This window comes from Paenibacillus sp. FSL K6-1318, assembly GCF_037976905.1.
GTDB lineage: Bacteria > Bacillota > Bacilli > Paenibacillales > Paenibacillaceae > Paenibacillus > Paenibacillus amylolyticus_A.
The window spans coordinates 5,720,169-5,742,339 of record NZ_CP150270.1; the positions used below are offsets into that span (position 1 = coordinate 5,720,169).

Annotated in this window: 14 protein-coding genes; 1 reads left to right on the plus strand and 13 read right to left on the minus strand. The window is 46.0% G+C overall.

Annotation, left to right across the window (positions count from 1 at the left end):
* Positions 1 to 303 precede the first annotated feature (303 nt).
* From NYE45_RS25535 to NYE45_RS25590, 12 genes are all read right to left on the minus strand, one after another.
* On the minus strand, positions 304 to 567 hold the full coding sequence (locus NYE45_RS25535; RefSeq protein ID WP_076333587.1) for a hypothetical protein: 264 nt from the start codon (positions 565 to 567) through the stop codon (positions 304 to 306).
* 363 nt (positions 568 to 930) lie between these two features.
* Positions 931 to 2,292 carry a GH1 family beta-glucosidase gene (locus NYE45_RS25540; RefSeq protein ID WP_062836427.1) on the minus strand — a complete coding sequence of 454 codons (1,362 nt, stop codon included), beginning with the start codon at positions 2,290 to 2,292 and terminating at the stop codon, positions 931 to 933.
* A gap of 16 nt (positions 2,293 to 2,308) precedes the next feature.
* Positions 2,309 to 4,690, minus strand: coding sequence for a glycoside hydrolase family 95 protein (locus NYE45_RS25545; RefSeq protein WP_340014490.1), 2,382 nt, complete (start codon positions 4,688 to 4,690; stop codon positions 2,309 to 2,311).
* A 189-nt stretch (positions 4,691 to 4,879) separates the two neighbouring features.
* Positions 4,880 to 6,565 (minus strand): ABC transporter substrate-binding protein, encoded by a 1,686-nt coding sequence (locus NYE45_RS25550; RefSeq protein WP_340017438.1) that lies wholly within the window; start codon positions 6,563 to 6,565, stop codon positions 4,880 to 4,882.
* 331 nt (positions 6,566 to 6,896) lie between these two features.
* Positions 6,897 to 8,600: an ABC transporter substrate-binding protein gene (locus NYE45_RS25555; RefSeq protein ID WP_340014491.1), complete on the minus strand. Its 1,704-nt coding sequence runs from the start codon at positions 8,598 to 8,600 to the stop codon at positions 6,897 to 6,899.
* Between the two features lie 386 nt (positions 8,601 to 8,986).
* Positions 8,987 to 10,675, minus strand: a complete 1,689-nt coding sequence (locus NYE45_RS25560; RefSeq protein WP_340014492.1) for an ABC transporter substrate-binding protein — start codon at positions 10,673 to 10,675, stop codon at positions 8,987 to 8,989.
* A 187-nt stretch (positions 10,676 to 10,862) separates the two neighbouring features.
* Entirely contained in the window at positions 10,863 to 11,765 is a 903-nt protein-coding gene (locus tag NYE45_RS25565; protein ID WP_036606894.1) for a carbohydrate ABC transporter permease, read from the minus strand.
* A 15-nt stretch (positions 11,766 to 11,780) separates the two neighbouring features.
* Positions 11,781 to 12,764: a sugar ABC transporter permease gene (locus NYE45_RS25570; protein ID WP_036606891.1), complete on the minus strand. Its 984-nt coding sequence runs from the start codon at positions 12,762 to 12,764 to the stop codon at positions 11,781 to 11,783.
* Between the two features lie 278 nt (positions 12,765 to 13,042).
* Complete coding sequence (locus NYE45_RS25575; RefSeq protein WP_340014493.1) at positions 13,043 to 15,949, minus strand: sugar-binding domain-containing protein; 2,907 nt, start codon at positions 15,947 to 15,949, stop codon at positions 13,043 to 13,045.
* A gap of 175 nt (positions 15,950 to 16,124) precedes the next feature.
* Entirely contained in the window at positions 16,125 to 17,720 is a 1,596-nt protein-coding gene (locus tag NYE45_RS25580) for a response regulator transcription factor (protein WP_340014494.1), read from the minus strand.
* On the minus strand, positions 17,713 to 19,503 hold the full coding sequence (locus NYE45_RS25585; RefSeq protein ID WP_062836420.1) for a sensor histidine kinase: 1,791 nt from the start codon (positions 19,501 to 19,503) through the stop codon (positions 17,713 to 17,715). Before NYE45_RS25585 ends, NYE45_RS25580 begins: the two co-directional genes overlap by 8 nt.
* A 182-nt stretch (positions 19,504 to 19,685) precedes the next feature.
* Entirely contained in the window at positions 19,686 to 20,864 is a 1,179-nt protein-coding gene (locus NYE45_RS25590; RefSeq protein WP_340014495.1) for an MFS transporter, read from the minus strand.
* 142 nt (positions 20,865 to 21,006) lie between these two features.
* Here NYE45_RS25590 and NYE45_RS25595 point away from each other — a divergent pair, with 142 nt between their 5' ends.
* The gene (locus NYE45_RS25595) at positions 21,007 to 21,618 is read left to right on the plus strand and encodes a TetR/AcrR family transcriptional regulator (protein ID WP_340014496.1); all 612 of its coding nucleotides are present in this window, start codon (positions 21,007 to 21,009) and stop codon (positions 21,616 to 21,618) included.
* 94 nt (positions 21,619 to 21,712) lie between these two features.
* Here the strand turns inward: NYE45_RS25595 and NYE45_RS25600 are convergent, their stop codons facing one another.
* The gene (locus tag NYE45_RS25600) at positions 21,713 to 22,135 is read right to left on the minus strand and encodes an OsmC family protein (protein ID WP_036606882.1); all 423 of its coding nucleotides are present in this window, start codon (positions 22,133 to 22,135) and stop codon (positions 21,713 to 21,715) included.
* Between the last annotated feature and the right edge of the window lie 36 nt (positions 22,136 to 22,171).

Below are 22,171 nucleotides of genomic sequence, written 5' to 3' on the forward strand. Positions count from 1 at the left end.
TTAAATTCGCTCATACTGAAAAATCAGTATACTACTCTCTTCCTACTAAAGATATCAGAAATGAACAACTTTTTTGTTCTTGTTAACAAATTTGTCGATTTTACACCTTAAATGTGTGAATTTTTTCTCACAAATCGCTTGCATGGTTGATATTTGCTTATTGTAATCTTTACACATCAAGTCACAAAATAAAACCCTTTGCAGTCCCGTTGAACAGTGTCAACGAATCCGCAAAGGGCTTTATTGACTGGATTCCGGGTACTTATCCAGTCTTATTATGAACGAATGTACGCAGGATTATAATCAATCGGCGCCTTCGTCTTCCCGGCGTGTATGAACAAGGCCTATCGCTTTGGCAATAACGTAGATAAACACACTACCTACAAGGAATCCAATACCGACCATCAAGCCAAGATTACGATCATTAAAATCATTCAGATTGATCAGACACATGATCACTCCCGTAATGAGTGCGACCCATGCCAGAACTGTCATCGTCAAGACGGCGCGCCGCATATTTTTGTCTTTGCGCTCCAATTGGCTAACCATTGCTGTCTTCGATGCCATAGTAAACACTTCCTTTTCCCTTTTTGTAAGTGCTTTCCTTATACCAATATACCACATCAGTATGATTTTTAGTCAACAAATGTTCAAATTTCCTTCGCAATTTGGACACTTTATTTTAATTTAACCTGTTGACAAAACATTATTCATTTCTTCCTTACTTCTTATAACCCAAAAACCGTCTATTCATAACAGGAACTACACTTGACCTGATCAAACCTTTATGATCTCCTCGTTTTCATCTGTAATAAAACACAAAAAAGACGGCATATCGGAATACTCCAATGCTACCGTCTTTCTCTTTGTTAATAAGGTAACTCATAATAAAATAAGGACCTGCTTTTCCCTTAAAAGCTGCCACCAAGTCTATTGGGGATTATGTTCGTTCCGTGTTTCCAACCAATTATTCTTGATGACATTCTGATACCAGTAATAGCTCTCCTTCGGCGTTCTCACAAGTGAACGATAATCCACATGAACGAGACCGAAGCGCATACGATAGCCTTCTGCCCATTCGAAATTATCCATCAGTGACCATGCCATGTACCCTTTCAGGTTAATGCCGTCATTAATGATGCGGTGAATCTGAGCCAAGTGCTGTTCATAATATGCAATCCGGCGATCATCATTAATTTTGCCATTCTCCAGATCATCATTGATGCAGGCACCGTTCTCCGTGATATACACATCTACATTGCCATACTTTTGCAGATAATGCATGAATTCATACAAGCCGCGTGACTCCACTGGCCAACCAATATCGGTTTTGGTGAGGCCCATATCAACTTCTTCCGATTGCAGAGCGCCTGCCTCCGGATTGAAGCGATTAATCCCCATGGTGTAATAGTTAATGCCTAGCAGGTCGATCGGTTGCGAGATGATCTCCATATCGCCTTCTTGAATTGGCACCGTAGCTCCCGCTTCTGCGAACCAGTCCACCATAAATTGCGGGTACGAACCTTTGTAGATCGGGTCAAGGAACCAGTCGGTATTGAGCGCGATTGATCTATCACAAGCAGCCTGGTCCTCAGGAGATTTGCTGTAAGGCTCAGCCCAGCATACGTTTGGAGCAATACCGATCTGTCCGGTTGTACCCAAGCGACGGAAGGATTGAACGGCTTTACCATGAGCAACTAGCAATCCATGAGCAACATTGATTGACGTTTGCAGGTCTTTGTTTCCTGGCGCATGAATCCCGAGAAGGTTTGACAGGAACGCGATACACCATGGTTCGTTGAATGTCAGCCAGAAGTTGATTTTACCCGAGAATTCTTTGAAGATCACTTCGGCATATTTCACAAAAGCATCCACCGTTCTGCGGTTGCCCCAACCTCCGTCATCCTCCAACGTTTGCGGAAGATCCCAGTGATACAGCGTGAGGAACGGTTCAATTCCAGCCTCCAGCAATGCATCCACAAAACGGTGGTAGAAGTCCAGACCTTCCCGATTGATCTCCCCATCCCCGTCAGGAATAATACGCGGCCAGGCAATGGAAAACCGGTACGTATTAATCCCGAGTTTCTTCATCAATTCGATATCTTCCTCATACCGATGGTAACTGTCACATGCAACATCACCATTGTCTCCGTTATATACTTTGCCAGGCGTGCGCGCAAACGTATCCCAGATGGATACCCCACGTCCACCTTCCTGTGCCGCTCCTTCTATTTGATAGGAAGCTGTTGCTGTTCCCCAGCGGAAATCTTGCGGAAATTTAAAAATCGTCATGGTTTACTCCTCCGTCTTATGATGACACGCGGATCGTCTGTCCTGCGGTCATGGTTAAAATAACTACATAATCGCCCTGTGGCGTAAGCTCTGCCTTAGCTTGTTCATGTCCTTCCACACGCAGCGGATAAGCACTGCGAATGGTCAGCGAATCATTTCGGTCTGCCTTGATGACCGCTGACGCGAGCTTATTGTCCGCCCACGTTATGCCCACGGTATAGCCACCTCTTGCACGAAGCCCTTCAACACGACCTTGAGTCCAGAGATCAGGCAGTGCCGGCAGTAAATGTAACTCATTCAAGTGGCTCTGCAACAACATCTCGGCCATTCCGGCCGTGCCTCCAAAGTTACCATCTATCTGGAAAGGCGGATGGTCGTCAAACAGATTCGGATGCGTAGATCGGGCCAGCAATGTGCGTACAAACTGATGTGCCTGGTTCTTATCCAGCAGTCGTGCATACAGATTGATCAACCATGCACAGCTCCATCCTGTATGCCCGCCACCTTGTGCGATACGGCGTTCAAGCGATACTCGTGCAGCTTCCACGAGTTCCGGTGTCTGTATTCGATTGATCTGCTCCCCCGGATACAGTCCATATAGATGGGAGACGTGACGATGCCCTGGCTCGGATTCGGTAAAATCCTTAAACCACTCCAGCAGTTGTCCTTCGCTTCCAATTCGGAATGGATAGAGTTTGCTAAGAGCCTCACTCCACTCACTCGCCAATGACTGATCTATTCCAAGCTGTTTTGAAGCCTCAATACAGCGGCTGAACAGCTCACGAATCAAGCTCATATCCATCGTTGAAGCCATGGATATGCTGCGTGCCTCTCCAGCTTCTGTCAGGAACTTGTTCTCTGGTGAAGTGGATGGAATCGTGACCAGATAACCATCCGGTCCTTCCACCAGCCAGTCGAGACAGAAGAGTGCAGCCTCTTTCATAATGGGATAGGCACGTTCCTCAAGAAAACGCTGATCACCGGTAAATTCGTAATGCTCCCATAGATGCGAAGTCAGCCACACGCCACCCATCGGCCAGAATGCCCAGCTTGCATCGCCACCTGTCGGTGTCGAGGTTCTCCAGATATCCACATTGTGATGGGCAGTCCATCCACGAGCTCCATACAGAATCCGGGCTGTTCTGCGTCCTGTATCACTGAGATCTGTCAGCATATCAAACAGCGGCTCATGACATTCACTGAGATTGCAGACTTCTGCCGGCCAGTAGTTCATTTCGGTGTTGATATTGATCGTGTAATCACTGTGCCATGGCGGCTCTACCTGATGATTCCAGATTCCCTGCAGATTGGCAGGCTGGCTGCCCGGACGCGAACTCGCCATTAACAGATATCTTCCATATTGAAAATAGAGTGCCTCCAGCCCAGGGTCTTGTTCCCCTGCCTGATAAGCCTGAAGCCGCTCATCCGTAGGTAATTCGGCGTTAGCCGATACACCTAGATCAATATAGACTCTGTTAAACAGAGCGTTATGATCTTCTACATGTCGGTCACGAAGCGATTCCGCACCATGTGCGATTGCTTTGGAGATCGTATCCCTGCATTCCTTTTCCAGCACCAGGTTGTCCTTCACAGGCAACACATCGTAACTTTCAAAGGACGTAGCTGCCGCCAGATAGAAAACAACCTGATCAGCACCCTGAATATGTAGTTTGCCTTCCAGCTTGGAGACCTTCGCCTGCTCTCCTGTTGCCGTAACTGCCACACGCACAGCATACGCGGTTCCCCGATCCTCTTCATAGATAACGGATTCCGGGTGATCCCTGAAGTAATTGGACTCCACATGACTTGGGCACCGGCTGAACATGGTGAGTGCATCTCCCGAAGTCTGCACCTGATAAGGATGAGGACTGTCTAGCGTAACACTTACATTCACAGCACCCTTCCGATCAGCTTTCAATGTGCAGACCATCAGATCATCCGAAGCGCTGGAATATACTTCACGTACATAACGAGTTTCTTTCCATGAGTATGTCGTGGTGGCAATACCCGAAGCCAGATCAAGCTCACGCTCAAATGCATCATACGAAAGATCATCCAGACCCTCATGGTGTAGTAGAAAGTGACCCATCGGCTGATAGGCCTCCACATCACGACCCAGCATTTCACGGTTCAACAAATCCTCGGCTTCGCCATACTGCCCAGCCATAATCAACTCACGCGTCTGTTTCAAATACCGCTGACTACTGTATTGAATCGTATCCCGTGGAAATCCTGACCATAATGTATCTTCATTGAGCTGAATTCGTTCATCTGCTGCGCCACCGTACACCATGCCTCCAAGACGGCCGTTTCCGATGGGCAATGCTTCTTCCCAGCGTTTAGCCGGTTGTCGATACCATAGACGATTGATTTTAGTTTGGTTATTGTGTTGGGACATGATTAGCTCCTGTTCCTAAATCAGCTATAGAATTCTTTAGTACATAAAACGTTTTCGGTAAGTGCTTACAATAATAAAATTATATGTGATTTCAAAATTTGCGTCAATGCAAATCATCACATCATCCACAAAAAAAAGGCCCTATATAGGGCCTTTCCTTGTGTAACCATGGATTGCAGACAATGCATATTATTTTACGTCTTTTCCTGTCCACAGGGAGACACGTTCCTTAACCCAAACCGTAAATTGTTTCTCCATTTCAACTGCACCTGCTTTGTCCAAATCAGCAAGTAAAGCATCATAGGTTGCATCAAAGTTGGCTGGTGTAGTCAGAACAGCTTCCGGAATACGTTTACGGATGATATCCTGCGTTTTCTGGAAAGTTACCTCATAGTCTGTACCGGAAGGTACGGACATGTTATAAGCTGCGCCCCAATCCTTGACTGGCAGATCTTCTTCAGCCGGATAGAACTCTTTCCAAGTCGTGATACCATAAGCTTTCAGCGTTTCTTTCTCTGCAGCCGTGTAACCAGCTACAATCTGCTCAGGGAAGTTCGTTGTATAGTAGTTATCCGTAGAATCTTTTACACCATCACCGTATCTTGCACTAAATACGTTATACATCCCAATTCCTGTTTCTTTGCTGAAATTGGAGTTGTCATTTGTTTTACGATCTTGAACTTCATCTGGGATAATCCGTTGACCATCCTCTACGTTGTAGTGTTCGCCTTCAATACCCCAGTTTCTCAATACCTGGCCTTCATCGGAAGCAAGCCAATCCATGAATTTGATAATACGCACTGGATCTTTGGCAGAAGTTGTGATCCCGATGCCATAACCGTCAAATCCGGCTGGTTGGAACGTATGATCCACAATTTCGTCGTTAAGTGATACAGAGAAGTGAGCATATGTGGCATCATCCTTGCCCGATGATTTGAGCGCGTTCTCTGCTTCTTGATAATTCCACTCTTGGTCAATCAGACCGAGGACACGGCCACTTGCAATTTTGGACTTATATTGGTCATCCTTTTGAACAAATGCATCTTTGTCCAGTAGGCCTTCATTGTACATTTTGTTCAACCAGCGGAAATATTCTCTTTCCTCTGGACGTTTGTAGTGCAGCTTAGCTTCATACGTTTCAGGATCAATGTAATACTCACCATCATCCGGTGCGCCTGTTGCCTGGAAAGCTGGGTTTGTTACCGTGATCATGATCTTCCAGTCATCTGCATTCAATGTCAATGGAATGGTTGGCTGACCATCAATGGTTGGATGTTTTTCATAATAGGCTCTGAGTACGTTCTCGTAATCCTCAAGTGTCTTCACTTCAGGGTATCCAAGCTCTTTCAATACTCTTTGCTGAATTTCGAATCCACCTGTAGCGTCAAACGTAACATTATCGACACCCATATTGGTTGGAATAGTATATATCGCTTGATCTTCAAGACTGTATTTCAAACGGTTCATCTGTTCTCCATAGATTTTTTTCAAATTGGGAGCATGCTCCTCAATCAAATCCGTGAGATCCAGCATCGCGCCTGCATCCACAAGCTTAGATAAGTTACCTTTAGGGTAGATCATATCAGGAAAGTCACCACTGGCAGCCATAAGCGCAATCTTCTGGTTACCACCATCGTTTACATCATACTCTGCTTCAATGGTAACGCCTGTTTGCTCCGTTATCTTTTTACCAACAGCATCTTGCATCTTGTTCCAGGTTGGACTAGCATCCGCCCCGAAGAATGTAACTGTAATCGGTTCGGTTCCGCTGGACTCCGAAGTCTCTTTGGTTCCCGAATTCCCACAGCCAGCTGTGACCAACATTGCACTTGCGAGCATCAACATTGCAAACGTCTTGGGTGTATTACCTTTCATTTTGCCTCTCATTGTCTAGTTCCCCCTATTATTTATGAAGGTTTTATCTGTATAACAGGCTTTATGCCTGAGGATACCACTTTTTTTGAATGCGCTTTCGATACAGTCCATTATGGCTTTTTGTAAAGCTAGCATCTCAATCGGATTAAGCGATAAAACATTCTGCTAACAAGCATAAAACGTTTTCGTAATAACTATAAAACGCTTACTGAAAGTGCTTACATTATAGATTATATGCTATCCACAACCCTACGTCAACAACAAAAAAAGCCCTTTCTCAAGGGCTTTTTTTGAAATGAAAACCATTGGCTTTTATGCCTTGTTTTCAATCTTATTTCACATCTTTTCCAGTCCATAGCGCAACACGCTCTTTAATCCAAACGGTATATTGTTTCTCCATTTCTACCGCACCCGCTTTATCGAGTTCAGCCAGGAGACTATCATATACGCTGTCGAAGTTCTCTGGTTTGGCAAGGATGGCTTCTGGAATCCGTTTACGGATGATATCCTGCGTTTTCTGGAACGTTACGTTGTAATCCGTGTCGGAAGGTACAGGCATGTTATATGCTGCGCCCCAATCTTTCAGCTTCAGTTCATCTTCGGAAGGATAGAAATCTTTCCATGTTGTAATACCATATGCTTTCAACGTTTCCTTCTCTGCTGGTGTGTAACTTGCTTGGATCTGTTCAGGGAAGTTCGTTGTGTAATAGTTATCTGTAGAATCTTTTACACCATCACCGTATCTTGCACTGAAAATGTTGTACAATCCAACTCCCGTTTCTTTGGTGAAGTTCGAGTTGTCATTCGTTTTGCGCTCCTGAACGTCGTCAGGGATGACACGTTTGCCATTTTCAACGTTGTAGTGTTCGCCTTCAACACCCCAGTTTCTCAACACTTGGCCTTCATCCGAAGCGAGCCAATCCATGAATTTGATGATACGTACCGGATCTTTGGCCGAAGTTGTGATCCCGATACCATATCCGTCAAATCCGGTTGGTTGGAACGTATGATCCACAATGTCCTTGTTAAGGGACACGGAGAAGTGAGCATATGTGGCATCATCTTTGCCCGCTGCTTTGAGAGCATTCTCAGCTTCACCATAGTTCCAGTCCTGGTCAATCAGACCGAGGACGCGACCACTGGCAATTTTGGATTTGTATTGATCATCCTTTTGCACAAAAGTATCTTTATCCAGCAGTCCTTCATTATACATTTTGTTCAACCAACGGAAATATTCTTTCTCCTCAGGACGTTTGTAGTGAAGCATTGCTTCATACGTTTCAGGGTTAATGTAATATTCACCATCATCCGGTCCACCTGTTGCCTGGAAGGCAGGGTTCGTTACCGTGATCATGATCTTCCAGTCATCTGCATTCAATGTCAGCGGAATGGTTGGTTGACCATCAATCGTTGGATGTTTTTCATAATACGTTCTAAGAACGTTTTCGTAATCCTCAAGTGTCTTCACTTCAGGGTATCCGAGCTCTTTCAAGACTCTTTGCTGAATTTCGAAACCGCCACCTGCATCAAATGCAACGTTATCTACACCCATATTCGTTGGAATAGCATAGATCGCCTGATCGTCCAAACTGTATTTCAAACGGTTCATCTGCTCGCCATAGATTTTTTTCAGGTTTGGTGCATGTTCCTCAATCAGGTCAGTCAGGTCCAGCATTGCGCCTGCATCCACTAGCTTCGACAAGTTACCTTTAGGAAAGATAATATCAGGGTAATCACCGCTGGCAGCCATCAAAGGAATCTTCTGGTCGCCACCATTATTCACATCATACTCTGCTTCAATTGTAACACCTGTTTGTTTGGTGATCTCTTGGCCCACTGCATCTTTCATGTTGTTCCAGCTCGGACTTGCGTCTGCACCAAAGAATGTAAAGGTTACCGGGGTGGTCGTATCTCCAGAATCAACCGGCTTTTCTGAAGCGGTAGTTCCTCCTCCACTGCCGCTGCATCCTGCTGTAATTGCAAGAGCACTGGCTAACAGAAGCATTGCGAATGTTTTTGGTGTTTTGCCCTTCATGTGTAATCCCCCTTATGGATATAATGAAGCTGTATATTTGTATAACAGGCTGACCTGCACATACCGTGACCAGATGAAACAAATGTAACTATTTTGTTTTTCTAACATTAAAAGCGCTTTCGTTATAACGGTGAATGGATCTTGCATCACCTTAATTCACTCGTCAACCTCTAAGTGCCTTTGAACTAATAGGACAGAATGTATGTCGTTTTCCCTGATGTACAAGCAAATGTAAGTGCTTTCATAATTGAATAATAATACCTCCAATAGTCCTTGTCAATAGCGAATATTCAAAATTGAAAACGTTTTTTAGAAAACGTTTTTGACATAAAAAAGAACCCGGTTTCCCGGGTTCTTTCTCTGTTTGAATCTGACCTGACACATACTTATTTAGCCTCTTCACCGCTCCACAGTTGAACACGGTTTTGTACGAGTTCTGTATATTGTTTCTCCATATCCTCTGCTCCTGCTTGGTTCACTTCTGCAATCATGCCGTCATAGATGGCATCAAACTGTTCAGGAGTACTCAGAATGGCTTCCGGTATACGTTTCCGGATGATATCCTGTGTTTTCTTGAAGATAACGTTGTAGTTAGAGTCACCTGGTGTTGGCAGATTGTATGCTGCTCCCCATGGTTTGATTGGGAACTCATCTTCACTTGGGAACAGGTCTTTCCACGTAGTAGCACCATACGCTTTGAGTGTTTCTTTCTCTGCATCGGAATAGGCTGCCACGATCTGTTCAGGGAAATTCGTAGTGTAGTAGTTATCCGTTGAATCCTTCACACCATCTCCATAGTGACCGGACATATTGGTGTAAAGTCCAATACCCGTTTCTTTCTGGAATACGGCTGCGTTATTAGTTTTTTGGTCTTGAATGTCGGCAGGAATCACACGTTTGCCGTCCTTCACTTCATACTGCTTGCCTTCAATTCCCCAGTTCATCAGCACTTGCCCTTCTTCAGAAGCCAGGTAATCGAAGAATTTGATCGTACGAACCGGATCAGGGTTCGATGTTGTAATCCCTACACCCCAGCCGGATACAAAACCAGGGTCTTGGTAGGCATGATCCTTGATATCCTCGGACAGGGTTACCGGGAAGTGTGAGTACGTTGCTTCATCCTTGCCCGCAGATTTCAGTGCATTTTCTGCATCGGAATAACCCCAATCCTGGTCAATGACACCAAGAACACGTCCACTTGCAATTTTGGATTTGTACTGGTCTGTTTTTTGGATGAAGCTGTCCTGATCCAGCAATCCAGTGTTATACATATGGTTCAACCATCGGAAGTACACTTTTTCCTCTGGACGTTTGTAGTGCAGACTTGCTTCATACGTCTCTGGATCGATGTAGTATTCGCCGTCATCTGGTGCACCTGTTGCCTGGAAGGCCGGGTTCGTCACAGTAATCATGATTCTCCAATCATCCGCGTCCAGTGTTAAAGGGATGGTTGGCTGACCATCAATCGTTGGGTGTTTCTCTTTGTACGCCTTCAATACATTCTCGTAATCCTGAAGTGTACGTACTTCCGGGTATCCGAGTTCTTTCAGTACACGGTGCTGAATACCAAATCCGCCACCTGCATCAAAGTACTTTTGGTCTACCGCATAATACGTTGGCAACACATAAATAGCCTGATCCTCATTACTGTATTTCAACCGGTCCATGTAATTACCATACAGCTTTTTCAGATTGGGAGCATATTGGTCGATCAGATCTGTCAGATCGAGCATTGCTCCGGCATCCACCAGTTTGCTGAGTTCTCCTTTGGGGGAGACGATATCCGGATAGTCTCCGCTCGCCGCCATTAAGGATATCTTATCTTGACCACCACTAACGGCAAATTCACCGTTAAGGGTTATCCCTGTTTTTTCTGTAAGGACTTTACCTACTTCATCCTTCATGCCATTCCAGTTCGGACTGGGGTCAACGCTGAAGAAATCAAAAGTAAGTGGAGTTGTCTCTGCGCTTGTATCCTTGAACGACGTATCACCGCCGCTTCCTCCACCGCAACCTGCGAGTAAAGACATTGCAAGCACTGGTGCCAGTGCAATCTTCATTTTGGAACTTGCCATAATGGTAATCCTCCCTGATTCATATGTCTGTTTTGTCCGGGACTTTTTTGTCCCTGTCTATAGCTTCATGAATACCACACCGCAGCCCTATACGGTGAAGCGCAGACCAATTGGCTGCGCTTCGGGTATCCTGATGCTTCATTTGTAGGTGTACGGCCGCTCTATGTGGCAGCCTGTACAAGCTTGTTTAACCTTTTACTGCGCCCAGTGTCATACCGCCAACAAAGTACTTCTGAAGGAATGGATATACAATGAGGATTGGAACCGTTACAACGATCGTAATCGCCATTTTGATCGATTCCGGTGAAATCTGTGTCATTTGCTGCGCCATATCATTGGCATTTCGTCCAGCACCTGAGCCTTGCTGTGTACTTTGCAGTACTTTCATCAGCTCATATTGGAGCGTGGTCAAATGTGCCTTTGAACCATTATACAGGTACGTATCGAACCACGCATTCCATTGACCTACAGCCAGGAACAATGCGATGGTAGCAAGCACTGGTTTACACAGTGGCAAGATGATTCTGTAATAGATTGTAAAGTCATTCGCTCCGTCCAGCTTCGCGGATTCCTGCAATGAGTATGGCAGGCCATCAATGAATGAACGGATGATGAACACGTTAAATGCACTGATCATGCCAGGCAATACATATACCCAGAATGTACCGATCAGGTTCAAGTCACGCATCAGAATGTACACCGGAATCAGACCACCGGAGAAATACATCGTAAGTGCGAGTGTTGTGGATACAAATTTTCTAAGTCCAAAATCAGGTCTACTCAGTGTAAAGGCGATCATGGATGAACTGATCAATCCGAGCACGGTACCTACAAGTGTACGCAGAATGGAGATCTGCAAACCTTGTAGCAATCCATCATATTGGAAAATCGTTTTGTAGTTCTGTAATGTGAATTCGCGAGGCCACAAGTAAATTCCGCCACGTACTGTATCTGTCGAGTTATTGAGTGAGATGGCTAGTACGTTAAGGAATGGATAAAGTGTTACAACCAGCACCATGGTCATCGCGAGGATGTTGAATATATCGAACAGTTTATCGCCCCGAGTAGCATTGAATGCTTTGTTCGCCATAATGTCGTCCCCTCCCTACATGATGCTTTCTTTAGTGAATTTTTTGAACAAGCCGTTCGCAGTAAACAGAAGGATGATACTGACAACGGAGTTGAATATACCTATGGCTGTACCATATGAGAATCGTCCCATATTCAAACCATAATTGAGCGCATATAGATCAAGTACTTCCGAGTAGTCTGTGACCAGACTGTTGCCAAGCAAGAACTGCTTCTCGAAACCGATACTGATAAGATGTCCAATTGACATGATGAAAAGTACGGAAATCGTGGTCCGTATGCCAGGCAGCGTAATATGCCACATCTGTCTCCAGCGATTGGCTCCATCTACACGGGAAGCTTCATACAGCTCATTGTCGATACCTGTAATCGCCGCCAGATAGATGATGGCATTCCAACCGGTTTCCTTCCACATATCTGAAGCGGTTACAATGTACCAGAACAAGTTCCCCTTGGCCATGAACTGGATCGGCTGATCGATAATGTTCAGTCCTACCAATAGATCATTGATAATCCCTCCATCGGTGGAGAGCATCTTCGTAATGATCCCGGCTACAACAACCCAAGATACAAAGTGAGGCAGATATGATACCGTTTGCACGGCACGCTTGAAGAACATGCCTCTCATTTCATTCAGGAGAATAGCGAAGAATATCGGCACGATAAAACCGACAACTAGTCCCATCAAGCTCATTGCAAGCGTATTTCGAAGTACCAGATAGAAACGATCATCACTGAACAGCTCTACAAAGTGTTTAAAGCCAACCCACTCTTGATCACCAAACGATCTGGCAGGTTTATAGTTTTGGAAAGCCATCGTCCATCCCCATAGTGGCAGATAGTTAAATACGAAAACCCAAGCTACGAATGGCAATGACATGAGATAGAGATATTTCTGCTGCTTCATTCTGTCCCAAATTCCGTTCCGCCGATTCTTTAAAGGCGGTTTGGGGTCACTGCTTCTGTTCGCGGAAGCGGATTTTTTTGTTAGCGTTTCCATCTCCGTTCCCCCTCCTCTGTTTTATAAAATAATCATACTCGATAGAGCGTTTTCAAAATACCATCTGGATTTTAGAGAAAATCATATAAAAATTAGATATAGACATATATAATCAGACATAAATTAGTTAAAATCAGTGATAAATTCTACTTCCTAATGCAATAAAAGTAATATAAAGGTGTAATATAGACTTAAATGGTAAATATCGAAAACGTTTTATAGTAATCGTTTACTTCAATTACATGGCATACAAAAAGGACCCTTTCGAGTCCCTATGATTACAATGTAAATTGAATGGTTTGCAGTTTAACGATCCCGAGCAATTGTGCTACAGATATGGAGGTTGCTGGACGAAATTGATCTCCATGCAGATACGAAAGGATCTCCTGAAATAAGTAGGCGACTTCCGGACGCTTCATTAACGACAGGTTAGTAAAAGGAAGTGAGGATACCAAAATCCTGCCTTTCCCTACGTTTGCCTCAAAAGCATAAGCGAGTCGTTTGGCCCGATGGAAATGGTCCACCACTTCAATTAGTGGCTCAACACCGTGCAACGTATCCAAACATATCGCCGGTGTACCGTTCACCAGGTGATACCAATGCCAGTCCGAAGCCCCATCCTGCGGGAAGGAGCCCAGCAGTGGTACCTGATCCCTCAAAACCATGCCCATTGTTGCACCAGGCTGTGTAGCGAACATCAGGTAATTCCAGAATACAGGCAGGTACTTGGTCTCCACTGAATCATATAGCCCTTCTGCCGTTGGCTGTAGCCAAACACTTCCCCCATTGACCACATAATCAACGACATTAGGTGTTAACGACTGAACGATAACCAAGTCAATCTCCCTATTTTTCAACAAACGAAATCCATCGATGTGATCTACGCAATCAGCATGCGCTTCACCCAGGAATGGCTTCAACTCTGCCACGGTATTCCAGAACCGATTCGAACCCGGATGAGACTGGTAAAAAGGAAACGACCAGCCATGCCATACATTCGCTACATGCCTCTCCGAATCACCTGACCGCAGTTCCGCTTCGATCCGAAAAGCAGCTACTCCTTCATGAGGTGCTCTAGTGACAATGCTTCCCAATGACATAACGGACCCACATTGGATTTCTCCGGTTTTCCATTCCCCTTCCGTAAGCATCACATCATCGCTAATCAACTTCCACTGTATGGATGCATCCTTAAGCGGATCTTTACCATAGTGTGATATGCGTACATCGACATGAATAGGTTCTCCGGCGTAAAATGTACGTTCATTGCAGCTTAACAACAGCACCACATCTGCGTTGAACTGCATGAATTCTTCAGGTGTTGTAATGCCTTTGTCGTCCCAGAATACGTCCAGAATGCCCGTCGTAGCATGTCCCTGCCCTGGAAAATCGCGGATGTCCAGCAGCTGCACGCCCGCAGCGTCTGGTGTTCGTCGAATCCGCTCCATGGCTTCTTTTAAGGAACGCATCAAATGTGTGCCGGTGGCCTGTTGAAAATGCTCCAGGTCCGCCATCATGCCTTTGTCAGACAACGATTCTTCGACGGGTCCTAACCAGCTAGGACGTAATATGCCAGTATACTTAGCTCGTTCCTGAGGCCGCACATACATGGTGTACTGTGCATGTTCGTGCCCAATGATGGGATGCTCCGCAAGTCGGGTAACCGCATGATAGTCCAGCGTGGTATCCGGCACAGCAGAATATGCGGATTCCAGCGGGGGATGCCAGTTCAACGACTGGATATAATAATCACCTTCCCGCCCTTGCGCCGGAAGCTGTCCAAAACCTGTATTGTCCGTATACAACCGGGTCGGGTCCATATCCCTTGCCCTCGATACCAATGCATTGAGTTCAGGATGGCCATTCGGACCAATCAGTTCATTCCCCATGGAGAACATGACGAATGAAGGATGTCTGTGCAACGATTGGAGCAACCCGTCCAGTTCTTGTGTCAGATAGGACAATACTTCAACTGGCGCAGACTGATTCGATTGCTCAAAGAAACGGGACCAATGTGGAAGTTCTGCCTGCACCAACATGCCCTCTTCATCAGCCGCATCCCAGAACGGCTCTGGCGCGCTCCACCCATGCAGACGGACATGATTGAAGCCGTACGATCTGGCGACTCGAAACTGCTGAAGATAATGCTCCTTGTCCCAGACGGGATAACCCGTCAGTGGAAAGATACAGCAATCAACGTACCCGCGCAGATACACCGGTGTGCCATTCAATACAAGCTGCTTCCCGTTTGTTGCAAATGAACGTAGACCGAATGATTGCTGCACCTGGTCCAGTTCCTGTTCACCGTCATGCAGTCGAATCACTGCTTTGTACAGTTCAGGGGATTCATCCGACCATCTTGCGATAGACTTCTCTGTTCCAAGCTCCAATCGCCACTGGTCTATTACAGCGTTGCTTTCAGTTGAAACTGTGCTTATATCAGCATGCACTGGAGCACTCAGCTCCACATGACAAATGTAACGATCAAGCCATGTGCCGTCCGGATGCTGGATATCCACATGCAATTGCATCGCTCTGGCCGATTCATTTGCGGGAGCGCTTACAGTACAATCAACCAGTATGGCTCCTTTTTCAGCATCTGGTTGAATACGTAACGTCTGTACTCGGGATGGGGGCAGAATGTCCAGATAAACGCCACCCGTGATTCCACCCCAGGCTGTGGCCGTATGCAATGAATGAATATGGCTGCCGGCCAGCGGAAGTTTCATCGTATTATCCACGCGGATCTCTATCCAATTCACTTCTCCCTGCTTCAACAGAGAGGTAACATCCCACTTCTGTTGATTCACCAGACTATCTTGCTGCCCGGCATACTGTCCATTAATCCAAAGATTCGTGGTCCAGCGGACCCCTTCCAACCTGAATACATACTGGCATCCGGAATCGTCTGATGGAACATGAACATCCTGAGCATACCAGGCTGAGCCTTCATACTCACGTACCTTAGTCCAGGTATCGAGTCTTTCGTATTCGGGCTCATCTCCGTACCCTTGCTCTTCCCATGAACCAGGAATCTGAATGGTCTCCCATGATGTGTTTTCACTCCGAGGAGGTGGGGATTTTATTTGTTCAACGAGCTTATCGGACTCCAGATCCAAACGAAACTGCCATGCTCCATTTAAGTTCAATGTATGACGTACAGCACCTATATCAGACAAATTCATATCGTATAGCCATCCCTTCATCTGGATTCTTGTAAATCCAGTCTAAGATGTGAAGCATTCCGTGACCATTGCTTATCATGGGAAGTGCATGGACAATATGATGAATCTGAAGAATGTCCAGTAATTCCGAAAACGTTTTATAAAACAAGCATGGGCAAAGCCCAGCACTTCGTACTTATTCTTCGTTTATATCGGTAGCCGATTCTTTGGCAAGGGATTGCGTTCTTGCTTGTTTGTAAGCGGATGGGGATTCCCCTACATACTTCTTGAATTTACCGTGGAAATAGTCCACATTTGCATATCCCACTCTCGCAGCAACCTGATGGACCTTCAGTCCTTCATCCAGCAATTCCTTGGCTTTCTCCATACGAACCTTGTCCAGAAATACATTGAAGTACTCTCCTGTATGATTCTTGAACAACTTGCCAAGGTAACTGCTGTTATAGTTAAACACTTCTGCCAGTACTTCGAGCTTGAGGTTTTCACCAGGATTACGCTGAATAAATTCAATCATCTGTTTCAGTACAGTATCCTTGCTGCCTCCACCCATGCGTTGAATAAGTCGATTCAAATGTTCGGCTGCCATCACTTTGAGATCGGACATCGTAAATTGATGATAGACTTCGTTAATCAGAACCGAATGTTCCTGCATAATGGAGTGCATATGTTGATTCGTCGCTGCGAGCTTGTTGATTGCCAGGGAAAATACCTGTGAGAACGCCGTCTTGATCGCTTGCTCTGTTCGATGATATGGAACCAGACGCTCTTCCATCTCACCCAGTACCCGCATGACTGATTCACTACTGCGGATGTCCAACGCATAATACAGCTTGTCCGCCAGTTCTTCCTCATCTGGTTCATGCGTTTCATCCACAGCTTCAACTCCTGGCATAACGCCTTTGCCTTCGCTGCCTTCATTCCATAGAATAATGCGCTGCTCCGTGAACAAGAATCGTTCCCCAAGTGTACGATTGGCCTGAGTGTATGACCGTGCAATCTCAGCAGTAGAATGTACGGGTTCTCCTGCAGCACCATACATGTGAATATCCCATTCTCCCAGTAGCCCTTCCAGCTCAACATAGAGATTCCTTGCAGATGACTCGGATGTGATCGTTTCCTTGCTTAACAGACCCAGACCGGAATGGAAGGAGAATACGATGCCTCGATCTTTCTGGTCAAATGCTTCAATCAGTTTGCGTTTCATGACACTGCCCCGTTGCAGGTCAGGAGCCGAGTGCATCTCAAGCAGCACAATCTGATAATGAGGCCAATGCAGACCCAGGCTATCATCTTCCATGCTGCCCGCACCCTCCAGACTGTCAAAGAGCAAAGCCTCGATCTGATGCTCCCTATAGACGGTATCCTCACCTGCATGACGTGCCATCGTCTCCCGTTCACGGGTCAGGACCGTAGCAATACGCTCCAGCTCGCCAATAATCTCTTCTTCATCCACAGGTTTGAGCAGATACCCATCCACACCGAAACTGATGGCTTTTTTGGCATAATCAAAATCCGCATAACCGCTCAATATCAAAAAGTGCGAATCCGGATGATTCCGGCGCACTTCTTCAATAACATCCAGCCCGGTCATACCGGGCATGCGAATATCAATAATCGTCAGATCAGGCTCCAATTCCTCAAACCGAGAGATGGCCTCACGCCCGCTGGCAGCTGTAGCAATGACCTGGAATCCGTATTTTTCCCACTCAATAATGGTGGTCAGTCCCTCACGGATGCTCGGTTCGTCATCCACCAAAAATACTTTATACATGTTGGTCCCCTCCTGCTGGCAAAGTGAAAGAAACCTCTGTTCCTTCCCCATATACACTCGTAATCTGCAATCCATATGGCTCCCCGTACGTCAGTGTTAAGCGTTGATGTACATTACGCATGCCAATCCGGCTCTTCTCCTGTTCCTCTGGTCCACAGATGAACTGCATCACCTCAGCCAGTCGTTCGGGCGTTATGCCTGCACCATCATCTTCTACACGGATCTGCACAATGTCCTCTACTAAACGAATACTTATATTCACACGAACTGTACCCTCTTTGTTCTCCAGACCATGGACAATCGCATTCTCAACCAGAGGCTGAATAATCAAAGGCGGAATGTACATCTTCTCCACCTCGGGATCGATATGGATCTGGAATGCAAGTCGGTCGCCGTAACGAAATTTCTGAATTTCCAAATAGGAACGTACCATTTCAAGTTCAGCCCGGAAGGTTGTTTTTCCACTGCCAATCTCCAGACTCTTGCGCATCAGCTTGCCCAGCAGCCTGACGATGTTGGCAATCTCTGCTTCGCCCTTAATATGCGCTTTCATGCGAATGGACTCCAAAGCATTAAACAAGAAATGAGGATTGATCTGGCTCGCCATCATTTTCAGTTTAATCTCTTTCTGGGCGATTTCCAATTGATTGTTCTGTTCGGTCGCTTCTACCACCTGCGTCATAAGTTCATTGATGCTTTTCACCATATAGTTGAACTGACGTGACAGTTGTCCGATCTCATCGTTGCCGTCAATTCTCGAAGTCACGTTCAGATCTCCTAATGCAAGCTTATTGAGATGTTTACTCAGCCGCAGCAATCGGTTCGACGTGAGGAACGAGATGATATATACGAATAGCAGGGCGATAACCAGCACAAGGATAATAAAAATCATACCGATCATGCTGACGGTGTTCGCATCTTTGACGATATTTTTGGTAGCAAAAACTGAAATAACCTTCAAGCTGTTCATGCTTGATCCAGGGCCCAGCTCATCAATAACAATGTTGGAGGGTTCCCCCTGAAAGTCAGCTTCTATGGTACCTTTTGCCTGATTCTGCAGATCGACGCCAAAATCAAGTTCGTTCAGCGTTTTACCTACCAGCTCTGTATTCTTGGCTGCAACCACATAGCCCTGCTCGTCCGTAATCAAGGTCTCGAATTGTTCTTGACGCAACAATCCATTCAGCTCATCCTGATTGATCACAATCATCAGCACACCCTCGGTCCGATATTCGGCAAAAGGTACTTTGCGTACCAGGCTGAGCTTGTGTACAGGATTATCACCCTTGTCCGGAATGTAAAACCACCCGATGCTGGTCGTTTTCAGTGCCTGCTGATACCAGTAACTCTCTTCGGTCTGCTTGTCTACAGGAATGAATTCGAGGTTGTTGATCAGTGTCGGATTGGTCGAGTAAAACCGAATGCCAGCAACCTCACGGTACAGACGCCTGTATTCTTGAAAATCTTTGTATGCGAGATAAGCCGAGGTCAGCTGCACAACACTCTCGTACCGTTTGTTCACGATCTCCTTGAGATCCGCGTTAAACATTAAAAGGTTGGATATGTCGGTTGGCACACGCAACATGGTCGCCGTCTGGCTCTTGATCTTGTCCACATTAATAATCGTCTGCCCAATCGCATTGTCCAGAGCCTGCTGGCGAAAATAACTGGTCACAGCCAGACCGACAATCAGGACCGGAATCATGACAACCAATACATAGGAAATTAGCAATTTATGCTTTAATTTGAGATTATTAGTGGTTCGTATCAACCTTTTAAACATGTCTGCACCTTCCGTCTTCTGTATAAGCGCTTACATATAAAGAGCAGGATCAGGATGTCCTGTCCCTTTAATTTATCATACCACATAACCGCCAGAATTCGGATTGTCATTGAACCTCGAACAGAAGAGGCCGCCATTAACATGGCGACCGGGCTTACCGAATTATTTCTGCGGACAGAAATTTAGTGACTCCTAGATGGGCGGAATCCATATCCTTTGGCACGCCATGCAACAATCAGAGCCACAAGTGTTAAAGCCAAGATGGTCCAGTTAAATGACGAAGCTCCCCATTGATTCAGAAGAACACCTCCCGCCATTCCCCCAAGGGCAATAGCCAGATTCCAAACGGTTGTATTAATCGGCATGACGAGATCCACACCTTGTTCGCCTGTAGCTTGTGCAAGTGCAGTCTGTAACAGGGTAGCCGCACCGCCAAATGTCAGCCCCCACAGCGCAACAGAACCAAAGACCACAATAACATGCTCACTCCAAAGACCTAATACAAGGGAAATCAAAGCAAAGCCCGCAAGGCTCATGAGAACCAGCATACGCAACCACCGATCAATGAAAATACCTGTAACCCAAATGCCCACCAATGCCATCAGACCAAATACAAGTAAAATGAGTCCAACCTTGGATTCCATACCGACATCAGCGAGAAACGGAGCAATATACGTGTATAAAATATTATGAGCCAACATCCAGGCCAAAACGACAGTCAAAATGGGAATGATACCGGGGGTGAACAGTACTTGCTTGACGGAGATCTGCTTATCCGCTGACTGCCCCGGATAGTCGGGTACTTTCCATAGCACCCAGAAAATGAGTACCAACGCCAGTAAAGACATCAGCCAGAACACCGAGCGCCAGCCCATAAATGAACCCAGCAGCGTTCCTGCCGGAACACCGAATGATAAGGCAATCGGCGTTCCAATCATAGCTACAGCCATGCCCCTTCCCTTGAGATGATCAGGTACCATGCGTAATGCATAACCGCCAATCAGGCCCCAAGAGACACCCGCTGCAACACCGGCCAAGAAACGAGCGAAAAGTGTCAGCACATAGTTTGACGAGAGGGCAGTAATGGTGTTGAAGACAAGAAAACCGATAATGGACAGGAGTAAAAGCGGTCGACGCCGCCAGCCTTTTGTCAGCACCGCCACAGGTATGGCAGCAACCAGCGACCCAACAGCATAAAAGGTGACAAGCTGCCCCGCCCCTGCCTCAGAGATCTGCAGCCCTTCTTTAATTTGCGGCAGCAACCCCGCAGGAAGTGTTTCGGTCATAATGGCTATAAAACCCGCCATAGCCAGGGCCAGTAACCCCAGCCACGGAAAACGATGAGAAGATATATCCGACATCTGTGCAGCTCCTTTTAAGGTTTTATAGAACAAGCAATCGAATTATGGATCGATCATTCCTTATATTATTCAGACTGTCTCGCCTTGTCAATGACTTTTGGATCGATTAGTATATAATTAAGAAAAAAAGGGGGAATCTCTTATGGCAAGAACGGGACGTCCGCGCATTTTCGATCGGGATGAAGCCCTATTACAGGCGATGATGCTCTTTTGGGAGCAAGGATTCGAGGCCACTTCATTACTTCAGCTTCGAGCAGCCATGGGGGATATTTCAGCAGCCAGCTTCTATGCAGCCTTTGATTCCAAAGAAGCGCTATATAAAGAAGTGGTAGAACGATATATGGGAACGTTTGGACGTGTCACCGAAAGCTTCTCGGACCTCATGCTGTCACCAAAAGAAGCGATTGAAACAACACTAAGAAGTACCGCAAAAATGCAAACTGACAGCGCGCATCCATCGGGCTGTTTAATTGTGCTGTCCGCCAGCACATGTTCTTCCAAAAATAATCATATCCGTGACATTGCCGCTGAGAAAAGAAAGCTGACTCGTAACCGCCTGCAGGATTGCATCCAGCGTGCAGTAGATGTGGGTGAAATTCCAGCTTCCACGAATGTGGCCATGCTAACCACCGTATTTGATACCTTTATGCAAGGCATCTCTACACAAGCCCGGGACGGCGTACCTTTTGCGACGATCGATCAGGCTATCACGGAATTTATGGGCATCTGGAACCTTGTTCAACATCCAGCCTGACTTTATTTACTAACTGTTGATGGATTAGAAAAACCAAAAAAGGCACTCCCACGATTGGAAGTGCCTGCTCAGTATACGATTTACTCATATGCTGTTAAGGACGAGGTGTACTTACCCCATTCAGAATCAGTTTTGGATGAATATCGGCACTCAGCGAAGCGGAGACTGCACAATATTTCTCTTCGGCCATTTGGATGGCTTTCCAGATGCGATAATCCGGAATATCACCATCGACCTTGAAGATCAAATCAATGGATGTGAAACCTTTAGGCATCTCTTCACTCCGTGTGCCTTGCGCTTCAATCTCAATCGACTCAATTTTGTCCAGGAAAGCGTCTAGAATCATCGTGATATCGATTCCCATACAGCCGCCAAGACCAGCGAGTAACAATTCCATCGGGGTAGCACCCTTGCTGTCACCACCATAAGCAGCAGTGGCATCCATGCCAACCGCGTAGCCAGAGGGTCCTTCGGAAGTAAATGCGCGTTTGCCTTTCCATACGGTTGTTACATTCATGATGTTATCCTTCTTTCTCTCAATAAGTTAAGTTCA